This is a genomic window from Microcoleus sp. A003_D6, assembly GCF_036702825.1.
GTDB lineage: Bacteria > Cyanobacteriota > Cyanobacteriia > Cyanobacteriales > Microcoleaceae > Microcoleus.
In genome coordinates this window covers 58,440-72,637 of record NZ_JAUBWA010000008.1, presented here as the reverse complement: position 1 = coordinate 72,637, position 14,198 = coordinate 58,440, and the positions used below count along the sequence as shown (strand labels likewise).

The 14,198-nt window shown below is 44.8% G+C and carries 10 protein-coding genes; 6 read left to right on the top strand and 4 right to left on the bottom strand.

The annotated features are described in order from the left end of the window. Window positions 1-127 precede the first annotated feature (127 nt). On the top strand, window positions 128-727 hold the full coding sequence (locus QUB70_RS04300) for a TerD family protein (RefSeq protein WP_332978544.1): 600 nt from the start codon (window positions 128-130) through the stop codon (window positions 725-727). Between the two features lie 111 nt (window positions 728-838). On the opposite strand, the gene lysS is transcribed toward QUB70_RS04300, so the two are convergent. Next, entirely contained in the window at window positions 839-2,392 is a 1,554-nt protein-coding gene (lysS, locus tag QUB70_RS04295; protein WP_332978543.1) for a lysine--tRNA ligase, read from the bottom strand. Between the two features lie 395 nt (window positions 2,393-2,787). Further along, window positions 2,788-2,925 (bottom strand): hypothetical protein, encoded by a 138-nt coding sequence (locus QUB70_RS04290; protein WP_332978542.1) that lies wholly within the window; start codon window positions 2,923-2,925, stop codon window positions 2,788-2,790. Between the two features lie 33 nt (window positions 2,926-2,958). On the opposite strand from QUB70_RS04290, the gene tkt reads away from it, so the two are divergent. The 5 genes from tkt to QUB70_RS04265 all read left to right on the top strand — a co-directional run bounded on the left by tkt (window position 2,959) and on the right by QUB70_RS04265 (window position 11,156). Next, window positions 2,959-4,974 carry a transketolase gene (gene tkt / locus QUB70_RS04285; RefSeq protein ID WP_332978541.1) on the top strand — a complete coding sequence of 672 codons (2,016 nt, stop codon included), beginning with the start codon at window positions 2,959-2,961 and terminating at the stop codon, window positions 4,972-4,974. A gap of 577 nt (window positions 4,975-5,551) precedes the next feature. Further along, window positions 5,552-7,879, top strand: coding sequence for a PAS domain S-box protein (locus tag QUB70_RS04280; protein WP_332978539.1), 2,328 nt, complete (start codon window positions 5,552-5,554; stop codon window positions 7,877-7,879). 42 nt (window positions 7,880-7,921) lie between these two features. Next, window positions 7,922-8,368, top strand: coding sequence for a response regulator (locus QUB70_RS04275; protein WP_332978538.1), 447 nt, complete (start codon window positions 7,922-7,924; stop codon window positions 8,366-8,368). Between the two features lie 74 nt (window positions 8,369-8,442). After that, entirely contained in the window at window positions 8,443-9,942 is a 1,500-nt protein-coding gene (locus tag QUB70_RS04270) for a sensor histidine kinase (protein WP_332978537.1), read from the top strand. 125 nt (window positions 9,943-10,067) lie between these two features. Then, window positions 10,068-11,156, top strand: coding sequence for a hybrid sensor histidine kinase/response regulator (locus QUB70_RS04265; protein ID WP_332978536.1), 1,089 nt, complete (start codon window positions 10,068-10,070; stop codon window positions 11,154-11,156). 7 nt (window positions 11,157-11,163) lie between these two features. On the opposite strand, the gene QUB70_RS04260 is transcribed toward QUB70_RS04265, so the two are convergent. Both QUB70_RS04260 and QUB70_RS04255 read right to left on the bottom strand, forming a co-directional pair. Further along, entirely contained in the window at window positions 11,164-13,770 is a 2,607-nt protein-coding gene (locus QUB70_RS04260; protein WP_332978535.1) for a PAS domain S-box protein, read from the bottom strand. Beyond that, a complete protein-coding gene (locus QUB70_RS04255; RefSeq protein WP_332978534.1) occupies window positions 13,767-14,162 on the bottom strand; it encodes a response regulator in 396 nt (131 codons plus the stop codon). Before QUB70_RS04255 ends, QUB70_RS04260 begins: the two co-directional genes overlap by 4 nt. Window positions 14,163-14,198 lie beyond the last annotated feature (36 nt).

The window sequence follows — 14,198 nt, the reverse complement described above, 5'->3', positions numbered from 1 at the left end:
AAAATAAGGTAATTTTAACCGCCCGTTCTTCAACCCGCGGAGGCGGGTTTTGTTTATATAGGCGCGGTTTCAACCGCCGTCTTATCTGAACCATATTGCACGATAAACTTTACAAAATCACAAAACAATGGCTATCAACTTGACAAAAGGACAATCAATTGTTCTCAGCAAAAGCGAATACGACTTATCCCGACTGACAATGGCTTTGGGCTGGGATGTTGCACAAGCGAAAAAAGGTCTTTTCGGCCGAAGCAGCGGTGCAAATTTTGACTTAGATTCCTACGCTTTGCTGCTGGGAGATAATGGCAAATTAAAGAACTACAAAGAGGATGTAATTTATTACTCTCATTTGGAGTCAAACGACAAAACAGTTGTTCACTCAGGCGACAATCTCACCGGGGCTGGAGACGGAGACGACGAACAAATATTGGTGAAATTGAACTCTTTGCCAGCACAATATCACAAAATAATTTTGGGAGTTAATATTTACAATGGGAAAGAGAGAAAACAGCATTTTGGCTTGGTAGAAAATGCTTTTGTGAGGGCTGTAGATGCCGCCGGGAAAGAAATAGCTCGCTATCGCTTGTCAAATGACCCATCGTATGAAGGAAAATTAAATATGTTGATGGGAGAAGTTTATCGAGAAGGCGGCGAGTGGAAGTTTAAGGCTTTGGGAAATCCTTTGGCTGAAGATATGAACGGTGTTGTCGGTTCGTTTATGCGGTGATATGAAGGATGTTTTTAAACCGCAGATAAACGCGGATAAACGCAGATGAAATTACATCTGCGTTTATCTGTGTTAATCCGCAGACATCCGCGGTTTAAAGAACTACTCCTATCAATCTTTAACCGGCCGCATTGTCGGGAACATGACGGCATCGCGGATGCTTTGAGTATTAGTTAAAAGCATCACCAATCTATCGACACCGATGCCCATTCCCGCACAGTTAGGCATTCCTAAAGATAGCGCTTGAATAAAGTCTTCATCCATTGGATGCGCTTCGTCGTCGCCGGCATTTTTCTGCGCCAACTGTTCCTCAAACCGCTTTCTTTGCTCTTTCGGATCGTTCAATTCTGAGAAGCCGTTCGAGTATTCTGTACCGTTGATAAATAGCTCGAAACGTTCTACAAATCCCGGCTTGCTGCGATGTCCTTTTGCTAAGGGGCTGACTTCGACGGGATAGTCGATGATGAATGTAGGTTGAATTAGTTTGGGAACAACTAATTTGTCAAAAACTGCATACAGCACATAGCCTAGACTCTGTTGTTCTAACTTAGACAAGTGCAATTCTAGTTTGCTTGCAGCGGCGATCGCACTTTCCAAGTCCAAACTGTCAAAATCCAGCCCAAACTCGTCTCTGACAGCTTCTACCATCGTTTTCACTTGCCAGTGTTTGCCGCTAAAACCGGGATATTTTTCGCTGTAGTCGTACTTGCGTTCTAAACTAATCGTTTCTCCCTGATTTTCTATTTCTTGGACATCCCCAAATACAGCCGCCGCTGCGAAACACATCACATCTTCGACAACTCCTAAAATGTCGAAAACATCTGCATAAGCTTGGTAAACTTCTAAAGAGGTAAACTCGGGATTGTGAGTGCTATCAATGCCCTCATTCCTAAAGGCTTTTCCTAGTTCAAAAACTCGCTCGAAACCGCCGCAAATTGCTCTTTTTAAGAATAATTCTGGAGCAACTCGCAAATACAAATCTACCTCCAAAGCATTGTGGTGGGTGATGAAGGGCTTAGCAGCAGCACCGCCGTAAATAGCTTGCAGCGTCGGGGTTTCGATTTCGTAAAAATTGGCTTGCCAGAGATAGGAACGGATGCTTTGGACGATGCGGCTGCGAAGCATAAAACGGTTTAGCGCATCTTGGTTGCTTGCCAAATCCATTTCGCGGTGGCGGCGGCAAACTTCGGGGTCGTTTATTCCGTAATAAGCATCGGGAAATTGAATGGTAGCTTTTGATAATAGCTTTAATTCCCTCACTAAAATAGAAAGTTCTCCCCTGGGGGTGCGGCAGCCGATACCTTCGACGCCGACAAAATCGCCGACATCGAGCAATTTTTTAATTTGTTCAAAGCTCAAACCGATTTCGCCTGTGACGATTGCTTTCTCGATTTTGAGTTGAATCTTGTCTGTGGCGTCTTTTAAATCGATGAAACCAATTTTGCCGCTGTCTCGCTTGGAAATAATGCGGCCGGCTAATCGCAGGGGAATTTCTTCGGGGTCGCTTTCTCCGTTTGCGAGTTCTTTTCCCGCCTGACTAAATAATTCGCGAACTTGTTTGGCTGTGTGCGATCGCGCGTAGGATTGGCTGGGATACGGTTCTATGCCTTGCGATCGCAGTTCGTCTACTTTTTGACTGCGGACTTCGGCTTCACTGAGAGTCATTAGTTATTGCCTGATTAAAATTACAAATATCTGACATCTTGCACTATTCTGGCGATCGTGCGATCGGGCGTTGCTGTGAGCAACCCCCCACAAGAAAATTCACTCTTCGCTTCACAGGCATCTTGCCTGTTCGTGACAAAGCTGCAAGATGTCAGAAACACCAAACTCTATCATAACTTGGCGGCTTTGAGAGGCAATTTGCCAAATAATACCATATATCAAAAAGCTTGATGCTACAAAAATGTTGGGTTTGTTTACGCTAGCCCTTGAAAAGAACAGGTGCGTCGCTATAAGATTGTCGCTCTTTCTTGAGGATTGTCAATGGCGACGCACCCTACAGCTAAAATCTGTCAACTGTCAACTGTCAACTGTCAACTGTCAAAGCGACCGAAACATTAAAAAATTAAGTTGTCTGTCGATCGCAACTGGTGAGATGATATGTAGTGCAGCCTCACGGCAGTTCCACAGAAACTGAACAGCAGAAACGCGAGCGATCGAACTCCGCTCATCGCACCTCTGTCAGAATCGACCACACACTCTCTCTCTTACATATAAAAACCAGAATTATGGCTGTTGCAACCCAATCACTCGAAGAACTCTGCATCAACTCTATCCGCTTTCTCGCCATCGATGCGGTAGAAAAAGCAAAATCAGGACACCCGGGACTGCCGATGGGCGCTGCCCCTATGGCCTTCGTGCTGTGGGATCGGTTCATGCGGTTCAACCCAAAAAACCCCAAGTGGTTCAACCGCGATCGTTTCGTCCTCTCCGCCGGCCACGGCTGTATGCTACAGTACGCCCTCCTGTACTTGACCGGCTACGATAGCGTCACCCTCGACGACATCAAGCAATTTCGCCAGTGGGAATCCAGAACCCCCGGACACCCCGAAAACTTCATGACTGAAGGCGTAGAAGTTACCACCGGCCCCCTGGGACAAGGAATTGCTAATGCCGTCGGTTTGGCAATGGCAGAAGCTCACCTCGCCGCTAAGTTTAACAAGCCCGACCACACCATTGTTGACCACTACACCTATGTCATCATGGGTGACGGCTGCCACATGGAAGGCGTTTCTGGCGAAGCTTGTTCTTTGGCCGGACACCTCGGACTCGGCAAATTAATTGCCCTGTACGATGACAATCACATTTCCATTGAAGGCGACACTAACTTGGCCTTTACTGAAGATGTTGGCAAGCGTTTTGAAGCTTACAACTGGCACGTCATTACAGTAGACAATACCGATCTCGACCACGATACTAGCCTGGCAGCAGTTGATAAAGCTATTGCAGAAGCGAAAAAAGTCACGGACAAACCGTCCATGATTAAAGTCCGCACAATTATTGGTTACGGTTCTCCCAACAAGCGCAATTCTTACAGTGCTCACGGTGCTGCTTTGGGTAGCGATGAAGTGAAAGCAACTCGCGATTTCTTGAAGTGGGAACACGCACCGTTTGAGATTCCTGATGATGCTTTGTCACACTTCCGCAAAGCAGTCGATCGCGGTGCTCAAGCTGAGCAAGAATGGCACAAAGCTTTTGATGCTTATAAAGCAGCATATCCGGCCGAAGCGGCAGAATACGAACGCACCGTTGCCGGCAAACTTCCTGAAGGTTGGGATAAAGTTTTGCCGACATACAAGCCGGAAGATAAGGCAGATTCGACTCGGAATCATTCTGGAAAATGTTTGAATGCTTTGGCAGGTGTGCTACCTGAATTGATCGGCGGTTCCGCTGACTTGGCATCTTCTAACATGACTTTGCTCAAGGGTGAAAAAGACTTCCAAAAAGGTCAATACGAAGGACGCAACCTGCGGTTTGGCGTGCGGGAACACGGCATGGGTGCGATCGCCAACGGTATGGTTTTGCACGGCGGTTTAATTCCTTACTGCGCAACGTTCTTGGTATTTGCTGACTATATGCGGGGCGCAATTCGCCTGTCTGCACTCTCGGAAGCTGGTGTCATTTATGTAATGACTCACGACTCCGTAGCTTTGGGCGAAGATGGCCCGACTCACCAACCCGTAGAAACCATCGCTTCTCTGCGCGTAATTCCCGATTTGTTGGTAATGCGCCCTGCGGATGGAAACGAAACATCCGGTTCTTACAAGGTGGCAATTGAAAGCCGCACGCGCCCAACTTTAATGGCTTTGTCGCGTCAAAACTTGCCTAATTTGGCCGGAAGCTCGATCGAAGGAACAGCCAAAGGCGCTTACATTTTGTCCGACGACGGCGACACTCCAGACATCATTTTAATCGGCACCGGCGGCGAAACTTACCTCTGCGTTGATGCCGCTGAAAAATTGCGCGCCGCAGGCAATAAAGTGCGGGTAGTTTCGATGCCTTGCTGGGAATTGTTCGACTTACAAGATGCAGCTTACCGCGAATCGGTACTGCCGAAATCGGTTACTAAGCGTTTGGCTGTTGAAGCGGCTGCTAGCTTCGGCTGGGGACGCTATTTGGGATCTGAAGGCGATAGCATCAGTATCGACAGATTCGGCGCTTCTGCACCGGGCCCCGTTGCTTTAGAAAAGTTTGGCTACACCGTTGATAATGTGGTAGCTAAGGCTCAGGCGCTGTTGGGCTAATAGCAGCAGCATAATTTTGTTTGGGGCGGGCTTCTGGCTCGCCCCATTTTTTATATAAGTAGATCGACTTAGCAATACCAATTTTAAAAAAGAATGCAACAGTATTCTTGTCCCCCCCCCTTTGCAAGAGGGGGCTAGGGGGTCGAAGAGTGTTGCACGATTTTAGAGAAATGGTATAAAACGTAAAACGCTCGCTGTTAGCTCCCCAACTTCTTTAAGAAGTCCGGGAGCGGAGTGTTCTGTCTATTTTAAAAATTTGAGATAAGTTAAGTTATGGGTTAGATATTAGATATTGCACTGCGGGTCAGAAACTCGGTTTCTCTAAGCTGTTACGCATTTAAACCACCGGGCGGGGCCTGTAGGGTGCGTCAGCTAGAACACCTATGCTTACAAGGGAAACGAGAAAGGGCTGACGCACCCTACAATACTATTTTAAATGCGTAACAGCTTAAGCTTCCACACGAATAGTTCAAAATTTCATCTTAAGAAACCGGGTTTCTCTAAGCTTCCACACGAATAGTGCAAGATTTCAGTTAGATCCGGTTTTATTCTCTTAATGACCTGTAAATCGCACCTTATGCTCTGGAATTTTTTAAATAACCTGTTATTCACCGGGAACTATATTCCTCACGGCCACTGTTACCTTTGGCAGCGAGAGCTTGTCGGACTCCACATAGCCTCAGACTCCCTGATTGCCCTCGCCTACTACTCAATACCCCTATCGCTGATTTATTTTGTCTCTCAACGAAAAGACTTGCCCTTTCGCAACATCTTTTGGCTGTTCGGAACCTTTATTTTCTCCTGCGGGACTACTCATGTCATGGAAGTTTGGACGCTTTGGCATCCTGTTTATTGGCTTTCTGGCAGTTTGAAACTTATTACCGCAGCGATTTCTGCTTACACCGCTTTCGCCTTAATTCCTTTAATTCCCGAAGCATTAGCTTTCCCCAGTCCCGCTCAATTAAGGACGATCAATCAAAAATTGCAAAAAGAAATCGCCGACCGACAAAAAATTGCGACAACTTTGTTAGAATTGACTGAACTGCAAAATGCGATTTTTAACAGCGCTAACTACACAATTATTTCCACCGATACCGATGGTAAAATTAAAACATTTAATCGGGCAGCCCAGCAACTTTTAGGCTATTCCGCAGAAGAAGTTGTGGGGAAAGTTATGCCAGCAATAATTCACGATCCTCTGGAGGTAAAGCAGAGAGCTGAAGTTCTTTCTCAACAATTGGGAGTAAAAATAGAGCCGGGACTTGAGGTTTTTGTTGCCTTAGCGCGGCAGGGAATAGTTGATGAGAATGAATGGACTTATATTCGCAAAGACGGTTCGCGGTTTCCGGTGATGCTGTCGATGACTGCCTTATATGACAGCGAGGGAAATATTAACGGTTATGCGGGCATTGGTCAGGATATTAGCGATCGCAAACAAGCTGAAAAAGAGCTGCGCGACCTCACCGCAGCCCTGCAAAATGCGGTGGAAGGCATTTCACGGCTAGATATTGAGGGACGCTACGTGAATGTTAACCGATCTTACGCTAATAAATGCGGTTACAAACCGGAAGAAATGCTCGGCAGGGAATGGTCGGTGACCGTACATCCTGACGATGTTGAGATGTTGAGATTAGCTTATTGGGAAATGCTAACTTCCGGCAAAGTAGAAGTTGACGCTAGAGGTGTGCGGAAAAATGGCTCGTTTTTTTACAAGCAAGTAACAATGGTAAAAGCTTGCGACGAACAAGGGACATTTAACGGACACCACTGTTTTATGAAAGATATCACCGAGCGCAAACTAACGGAAAGAGCGTTGCAGGAAAGTGAATTCAAGTACAGACAAATAGTTGAATTAGCAGAAGAAGGTATTTGGGTAATTGACACCAAGGCACGCACGACTTACGTGAACCACGCAATGGCGCGAATGCTCGGCTATACTGAATTAGAAATGTTCGGGGCATCGATGTTTGATTTCATGGACGAAGAAGCCAAACACTCAGCCAACGATCTTATGGCTCGCCGCCAGCAGGGCATTGCTGAAAAACACGATTTTAAACTCAAAAGTAAGGATGGTAAAGATGTTTGGACTTATATGTCTGCCAGTCCCGTCATGGATCGAACAGGTGATATGGTCTCCTGTTGTACCTTGGTTTACAATATTACAGATCGCAAAGAAGCAGAACAGCAAATGCTGCAACTTACTACTGATTTGAAGCGTTCCAATCAGGAATTAGAACAATTTGCTTATGTAGCTTCCCACGATTTACAAGAACCTCTCAGAGCCGTTACCAGTTACACTCAATTGCTGGCCCAGCGCTATCAAGGCCATTTGGATGCTAAAGCAGATAAATATATTAATCATATTGTTGAGGGTGCTGCCAGAATGCAACAGTTGGTTAACGATTTGTTGGCTTATTCGCGATTGGGAACTAGGGGGCAAGAATTTGAGATAGCTGACTGCAATGCTGTTGTCGAGCAAAGTTTGGAAAATTTGCAAATTGCGATCGCCGAAACCAAAGCTACCATCACTTACGAAGCCCTACCAACCGTGATGGCAGATGAATTTCAACTTATACAATTATTCCAAAACTTGATCGGCAATGCCGTCAAATTTTGCCGCCAAGAACTCCCATTAATTCATATTTCTGCTGCCAGGAACGAGAGCGAATGGCGGTTTAGCGTTCGCGACAATGGCATTGGCATCGATCCAGAGTATGCCGATCGCATTTTCATCATTTTTCAACGCCTGCACGGACGCCGCAAATATTCTGGCACAGGCATAGGTTTGGCAATTTGCAAGCGAATTGTGGAACGCCACAGCGGACGGATCTGGGTTGAGTCTCAGGAGGGAGAAGGAGCGACTTTTTACTTTACTATTCCTCTAATTAACATCTCAAGGATATAGCTGCCAATTTTTCTCTATAATAATTAAAAGGATGTGGCAGTTATGAACAATAAAAACACAGTTAACCCCATAGAAATTTTGTTGATAGAGGATTCTCCCAGCGACGCTGACTTGGCAATAGAGGCCCTCAGTCAGGGTAAAATTTTAAATAACTTGCATTTCGTGGAGGATGGAGTCGAAGCAATCAAGTTTTTGCGCAAAGAAAAACCCTATGTCAGTGTACCCCGTCCCAACTTAATTTTACTTGACCTAAATTTGCCCAAAAAAAGCGGTGTAGAAGTGTTGGCAGAAATTAAGACTGACTCAAATTTAAAAATAATTCCCGTAGTAATTCTCAGCAGTTCAGCAGCCCCAGAGGATATTTTCAATTCCTACTCGCTGCACGCCAACTGTTACATTACTAAGCCAGTAGACTTCGTACAATTTACGAAAGTAGTTAGGTTAATTGAAGAATTCTGGCTAGCGGCTGTCCAACTTCCTGTAGCTTAAGGGAAGGGGAAAGCAAAAAAGGTTTAGCAAAAGATTTGAAGAGTGAAAATGTTAAAATAAAAAATGTCAAAGCTATGTGGATTAAGATTCTGTTAGTGGAAGACAATCCGGCTGATGCTGATTTGCTGGCAGAGCTGCTAGAAGTATCTGCGGGCATAGAATGGGAACTGGTATCAGTTGAGTTCCTGCACGAAGCGATCGCACATCTGAGCAAACAGCCCTTTGATGTAGTTTTGCTCGACCTTTCTTTGCCGGATAGCCACGGTTTGGAAACCCTAACTCGCCTGCGAGAAGTTGCCCCAGATACGGCAATGGTTGTAATGACGGGCTTGGATGATGAGGATCTCGCATTTGAATCAGTTCGCTTGGGAGCTCAAGATTACATTGTTAAAGGTCACATTACTACTCAATTATTAGTGCGGACGATCCGTTACGCGATCGAACGCTCTCAAACATTTCAAATGCTGCGGGAAAGCGAGCGGCGTTTTCGGGCGATTTTTGACTCCTCGTTTCAGCTCACCAAACTGCTGACTCCCGAAGGAATCGTGCTGGAAGTGAACGAGACAGCGCTGGAATTTACCGGAATGCGATCGCAAAATATTATCGGCCACCCGATTTGGCAACAGCCGATTTGGCAACAGTCACCAAATGCTAAAGCACAATTAAAAGAAGGGATCGCCAAAGCTGCTACGGGCGAATTTTTTCGCAGCGAAATGGACTTGTTAGGAACAAACGGCCAAATTGTGACGGTCGATCTCTCACTGAAACCGGTCAAAAATGACACAGGACAAGTTTTGCTGCTGATTGCTGAAGCCCGCGACATTAGCGATCGCAAGCGAGCGGAAGCCGAAATTCTCAAAGCACTCGCACGAGAAAAGGAACTTTCAGAACTGCGAGCTAAATTTGTCACTATGGTTTCCCACGAATTTCGCACCCCATTGACAACCATCCAATTTTCCGCTGGATTGCTGCAAGATTACAGTTCTCAATGGTCAGAAGATAAAAAATCTCTTCATTTTGTGCGGATTCAATTAGCAATTAAACGCATGACAGAGTTATTAGAAGATATCCTCGTAATTGGGAAAATCGAAGCAAATACACTACAGTTTCAACCGATTTCCTTAAACCTAGAAAAATTCTGCCGTCAACTCGTAGAAGAACAGCAACTCAACGACAGCAACCAACACCCGATCGCCTTTAAACATGAAGGCGGCAACTGCGACGCTCAAATGGATGAAAAACTGCTGCGGCAAATGTTGGGAAACATCCTCTCCAATGCCCTCAAATATTCCCCCGCTGGCAGTACAGTTTCTTTGCACCTCAACTGTCAAAACAAAGAAGCTGTTTTCCAAGTTCAAGACCGGGGCATCGGAATTCCCCAAGCCGATATAGAGCGGATAATAGAAACTTTTTACCGAGCTACAAATGTCGGCACTATTTCTGGAACAGGTCTAGGTCTAGCAATTGTGAAAAGGGCTGTGGAACTTCACGGTGGCAAGCTCGCTATCGACAGTCAAGAAGGAAACGGCACCATTTTCACCATTACCTTACCTTTAATTTGCCCCAGCCAATAACAACTGAATTATCAACTATAAACCTCCGCCGATTAATGCTAAATTAAGTGCATAAAAAAAACAATTTGTCAAGTGTATGAACCAGAATTTTTCCCAGAAACTACTAACTAAAAGGAGCAATCACCGTGACCAAGATTTTGGTAATTGAAGATGAAGAATCGATTAGAGAAAATATTTTAGAGTTGCTGGAAGCCGAGAATTTTCAAGGAATTGGAGCGATTAACGGCCAAGTCGGCATCAAATTGGCGATCGCGCAAATCCCGGATTTAATTTTGTGCGACATGATGATGCCGGAAGTGGACGGTCACGGCGTCCTCAAAGCTTTGCGCTCCGAACCCCTAACTGCCACAATTCCATTTATTTTCCTCACAGCAAAAGCCGATAAAAATGATGTTCGCACGGGCATGGAACTGGGAGCAGACGATTACATTACTAAGCCTTGTACGCCGCAAGAACTGCTAAAAGCAATTGCTATTCGACTTGAAAAACAGAAAACAATTAGCAGGCAATCGCAAAAAATGCTAGACGAATTGCGCACCAATATTAGTATGTCGTTCCCCCACGAATTGCGGACTCCTTTGAATGCAATTCTGGGTTTTTCCGAGCTAATTTTGTCAGAATATCAGGTTTTAGAGGAATCAGACATCTTAGAGATGATCGGTCACATTAATACTTCCGGTCATCGCTTGTACCGGCTGATTCAGAACTTTTTGCTGTATGCAGAACTGGAGATAGCAGCCACAAATCCCGAACTGCTAAAGGAGATGCGCAACAGCGAATTTAGCGGCGTCAAATCTTTGCTGGCTGAAAAAGCGCGTCAGCAAGCGAAACAGGCGAATAGAACAGACGATTTACACTTAAATTTGCAAGATTCTTCGGTGGCTATGGATTCTATGAGACTCACAAAAATTGTTGAGGAACTGCTGGACAATGCCTTCAAATTTTCTTTAGAAGGAACGCCTGTTTTCTTAAGCAGTTTGGTGGAAAATCAGACTTTTATTCTGTCTGTCAAAGACCGAGGCCGCGGCATGACTGCCGATCGGATTGCACAGCTACAAGCTTACAGACAGTTCGATCGCCAACTTTACCAACAAGCAGGTTTGGGATTGGGGCTGGCGATCGTTCAACGCCTTGCAGAATTGCACGGAGGAGAATTTAAAATCGAAAGTTGGCCGCAGCAAGAAACAATTGTTTGCGTTTCCCTGCCTGTCTAAACAATAATTATGCAGGAGCGATCGCCCGTTTCAGACACCGCTGCATATAAATTTGAGCTACCTTATCACTAGGGTTGATTTGCAGGCACGCCGAAAATAATCTTGTAGCCTCCACAAACCTGTCACTATTGTACAATACCAAAGCTTGCTCAAAGATTGTCTTTGTCTCTAACTTTTTCTGCCGTAACTCTGGCGGATCGGCTGCAAAGACTTCATAAACTGTTACCATTCGCGATTTGCCTTTAACTGTGACGCGATCGATCAACCTAAAATCATAAATATCGTTCAACTGTATAAAAGTATTGTGAGTAATTAACATCGACACTCCATACTCTTTCGTCAAATTTTCCACGCGGGAAGCTAAATTTACCGCATCGCTAATCACCGTGCTGTCCATCCGACTTTGACCGCCAACCGTGCCTAACATCAAAGAACCCGTATTGATTCCAATGCCAATTTGCAGCGGCGGGCGATCGGGTCGATTGCGACTAATATTATACTCGTTAAGCTGTTCTAGCATAGCAATCCCCGCTTTCACAGCATCGTCCGCACTGCCATTAAACAGCGCCATAATCGCATCGCCAATGTATTTATCAATAAAACCAAAATTGTCACTAATTGCCGGTTCCATCCGCGACAAATAAGCATTAAGAAATTGAAAATTTTCTTCGGGATTCATCGTTTCAGAAAGAGAAGTGAAATCGCGGATATCTGAAAATAGCACCGACATTTCTTTCTGTACCTGATCGCCTAATTTTACTTCCAGAATACTTTCATATCCCAGAAAGTGGAGAAATTCGTGCGGCACAAACCGCCCGTAAGCATCTGTTAATTTTTCTTCCGCTGCTAAAGCTTTTTGTAACTCGTCTGTGAATTGGCGGCGCTCTGTTTCTACCTCTTGACGTTCTGTGATATCTTGAAAAGCTGCGATCGCGTAAACTATGTTTTTCCGTTCGTCGTAGATTGGAGTCGCCCAAACCTCGATCGGCACAATCCGATCCGACCCATGAATTTCTAGATCGTCCATACGCACAAATTCTCCCCGCAACGCCCGAACAATCGGTTGGCGATCGCTCGGATACAATTGATTAGTTCCAGCGTCGTAAAAATGATAAGTTTCAGGAAAATTGTCAGTACCCCCATCAGAAATTAAACCTTGGGCTAATATCCTTTCGCCCCAAGAATTCATGTAAAAAGGTTTACCCTTACCATCCACAACAAATATTCCCACCGGCATCGCTTCCAGGAATTGAGTCAATCGGCTTTCGCTTTCTGACAGGGCCTCATTTAACTTTTCTTCGGCTGTCAAAGCTTTTTCTAAATCATTAGTAAACCTGATTCGTTCCACTTCCACCTGTCTTTGCAAACTAATATCCTTAGCAAAACCCTGATAGTAAAGCACTTCACCGTTAACATCATAAACTGTGCGCGCATACTCAGAAATCCAGATAATGCTGCCATCTCGACAGTAAACCTGAGACTCAAACTCACACAGAGTACCGTGCTGTTTCATCAGCGCCACAAACTCTTGACGGCGGTTCGGTTCCACGTACAATTGATGCTGAATATCATTAATACTTTCTATCAATTCAGACGCGGAATCGTAGCCGTATATTTCCGCAAGAGCCGGATTCCCACTGATAAAATGTCCGTCCGGCGTCGTCTGAAAAATACCTTCAAGAGCATTTTCAAATATCCCGCGATACTTCTCTTCAGCTTGAATTAGTGCAGCTTCAGCTTCCTTGCGTTCAGTTATATCAGTAAAAGCAATAATCGCATAGGAAATGTCGCCTGTAGAATCATAAATTGGAGTAGCCCAACTCTCCACCGGAATAATCTTACTGCCCGTCCGAATTTCTACACCCTCAGTCCGCACGTTTTCGCCCCTGAGCGCCCGCATAATTGGCAATTCTTCCACAGGGCATCTCTCATTACTTCCGGCTTTATAGAATTGATAAATTGCTGCTTTCTGCTCCGAATTAATATGCGGCACAGTGCCTTTGCCAAATACCTCCCGCGCATTCTGATTAGCGTAAAAAGATTGCCCGTTTGCATCAAGTACACACACGCCCAATGGCATAGCTTCTAGATATTGCGTCAAGCGACTTTCGTTTTCATGGAGTTTGGCAATCAGCATCGCCTGCTTGCGGTTTAATTTTACCAACTCCTGATTCATTTCCTGAAGTTCTCTTTGTTTTTCAGCTAATTGTTTATCTTGAAAATATTTGTAGATTGCCTCAGTAACAGTTAATTTTAAGTCATCAGGTTGCCAAGGTTTAGGTATGTATCGGTACAATTTAGCATAGTTAATAGCATTGGCTACGGCCTCCAAATCAGCCTGCCCCGTCAGCATAATCTTGAGAGTATTTGGCGAGATGGCATGAACGCTTCTTAACAGCTCGTCTCCTTTCATATTAGGCATGATATGATCGGAAATAACCAAAGGAACTTCATACTGATCTCCTAAAAGTTCCGACAACAACTCTAAAGCTTCTTCGCCACTTTCCGCTGTTTCAATTAAATATTTATCTTCAAAAGCTTTTAGCAGGTCGATTTCCAGACTGTCGAGTATACTCGGCTCATCATCGACACAAATAATTACTGGTTTTTTCATAAAATTGCTAGACCAGACTTGATGGCTTCAATTAATTCTTGATTCTCCCAAGGTTTTTGTATGAAAGCATGAAGATTTGCTTTAGTTTTTGTTCGTTCGATTGCTTCTTGGTCTGCTTGTCCCGTCAGCATCACAGTCACAATTTGCGGATATTTTTGATGAATTTTAATCAGCAACTCATCTCCTTTCATTCCGGGCATCAACCAATCAGAGACAATCACTAGAATGTTAACATCAGCTTCACATAGCTCTTCAATAATCTCCAGTGCTTCGGCAGCACTTTCAGCAAATTCGCAAAGATATTTACCCTTAAATGCGTGTTGCAGTTCAATTTCCAGACTTTCCAACACCGCTACTTCATCGTCAACACACAAAATTGCTGGTTTAGACATCGCTAGTTTCCTTCTTTAATCTGGCAGGGTGAACGC

What these genes read in the sequence shown, in the direction of transcription:
- QUB70_RS04300 (WP_332978544.1), top strand. Translation starts at nt 128, where the DNA reads ATGGCTATCAACTTGACAAAAGGACAATCAATTGTTCTCAGCAAAAGC.
- lysS (WP_332978543.1), bottom strand. Translation starts at nt 2,392, where the DNA reads ATGACTCTCAGTGAAGCCGAAGTCCGCAGTCAAAAAGTAGACGAACTG.
- tkt (WP_332978541.1), top strand. Translation starts at nt 2,959, where the DNA reads ATGGCTGTTGCAACCCAATCACTCGAAGAACTCTGCATCAACTCTATC.
- QUB70_RS04280 (WP_332978539.1), top strand. Translation starts at nt 5,552, where the DNA reads ATGCTCTGGAATTTTTTAAATAACCTGTTATTCACCGGGAACTATATT.
- QUB70_RS04275 (WP_332978538.1), top strand. Translation starts at nt 7,922, where the DNA reads ATGAACAATAAAAACACAGTTAACCCCATAGAAATTTTGTTGATAGAG.
- QUB70_RS04270 (WP_332978537.1), top strand. Translation starts at nt 8,443, where the DNA reads ATGTGGATTAAGATTCTGTTAGTGGAAGACAATCCGGCTGATGCTGAT.
- QUB70_RS04260 (WP_332978535.1), bottom strand. Translation starts at nt 13,770, where the DNA reads ATGAAAAAACCAGTAATTATTTGTGTCGATGATGAGCCGAGTATACTC.
- QUB70_RS04255 (WP_332978534.1), bottom strand. Translation starts at nt 14,162, where the DNA reads ATGTCTAAACCAGCAATTTTGTGTGTTGACGATGAAGTAGCGGTGTTG.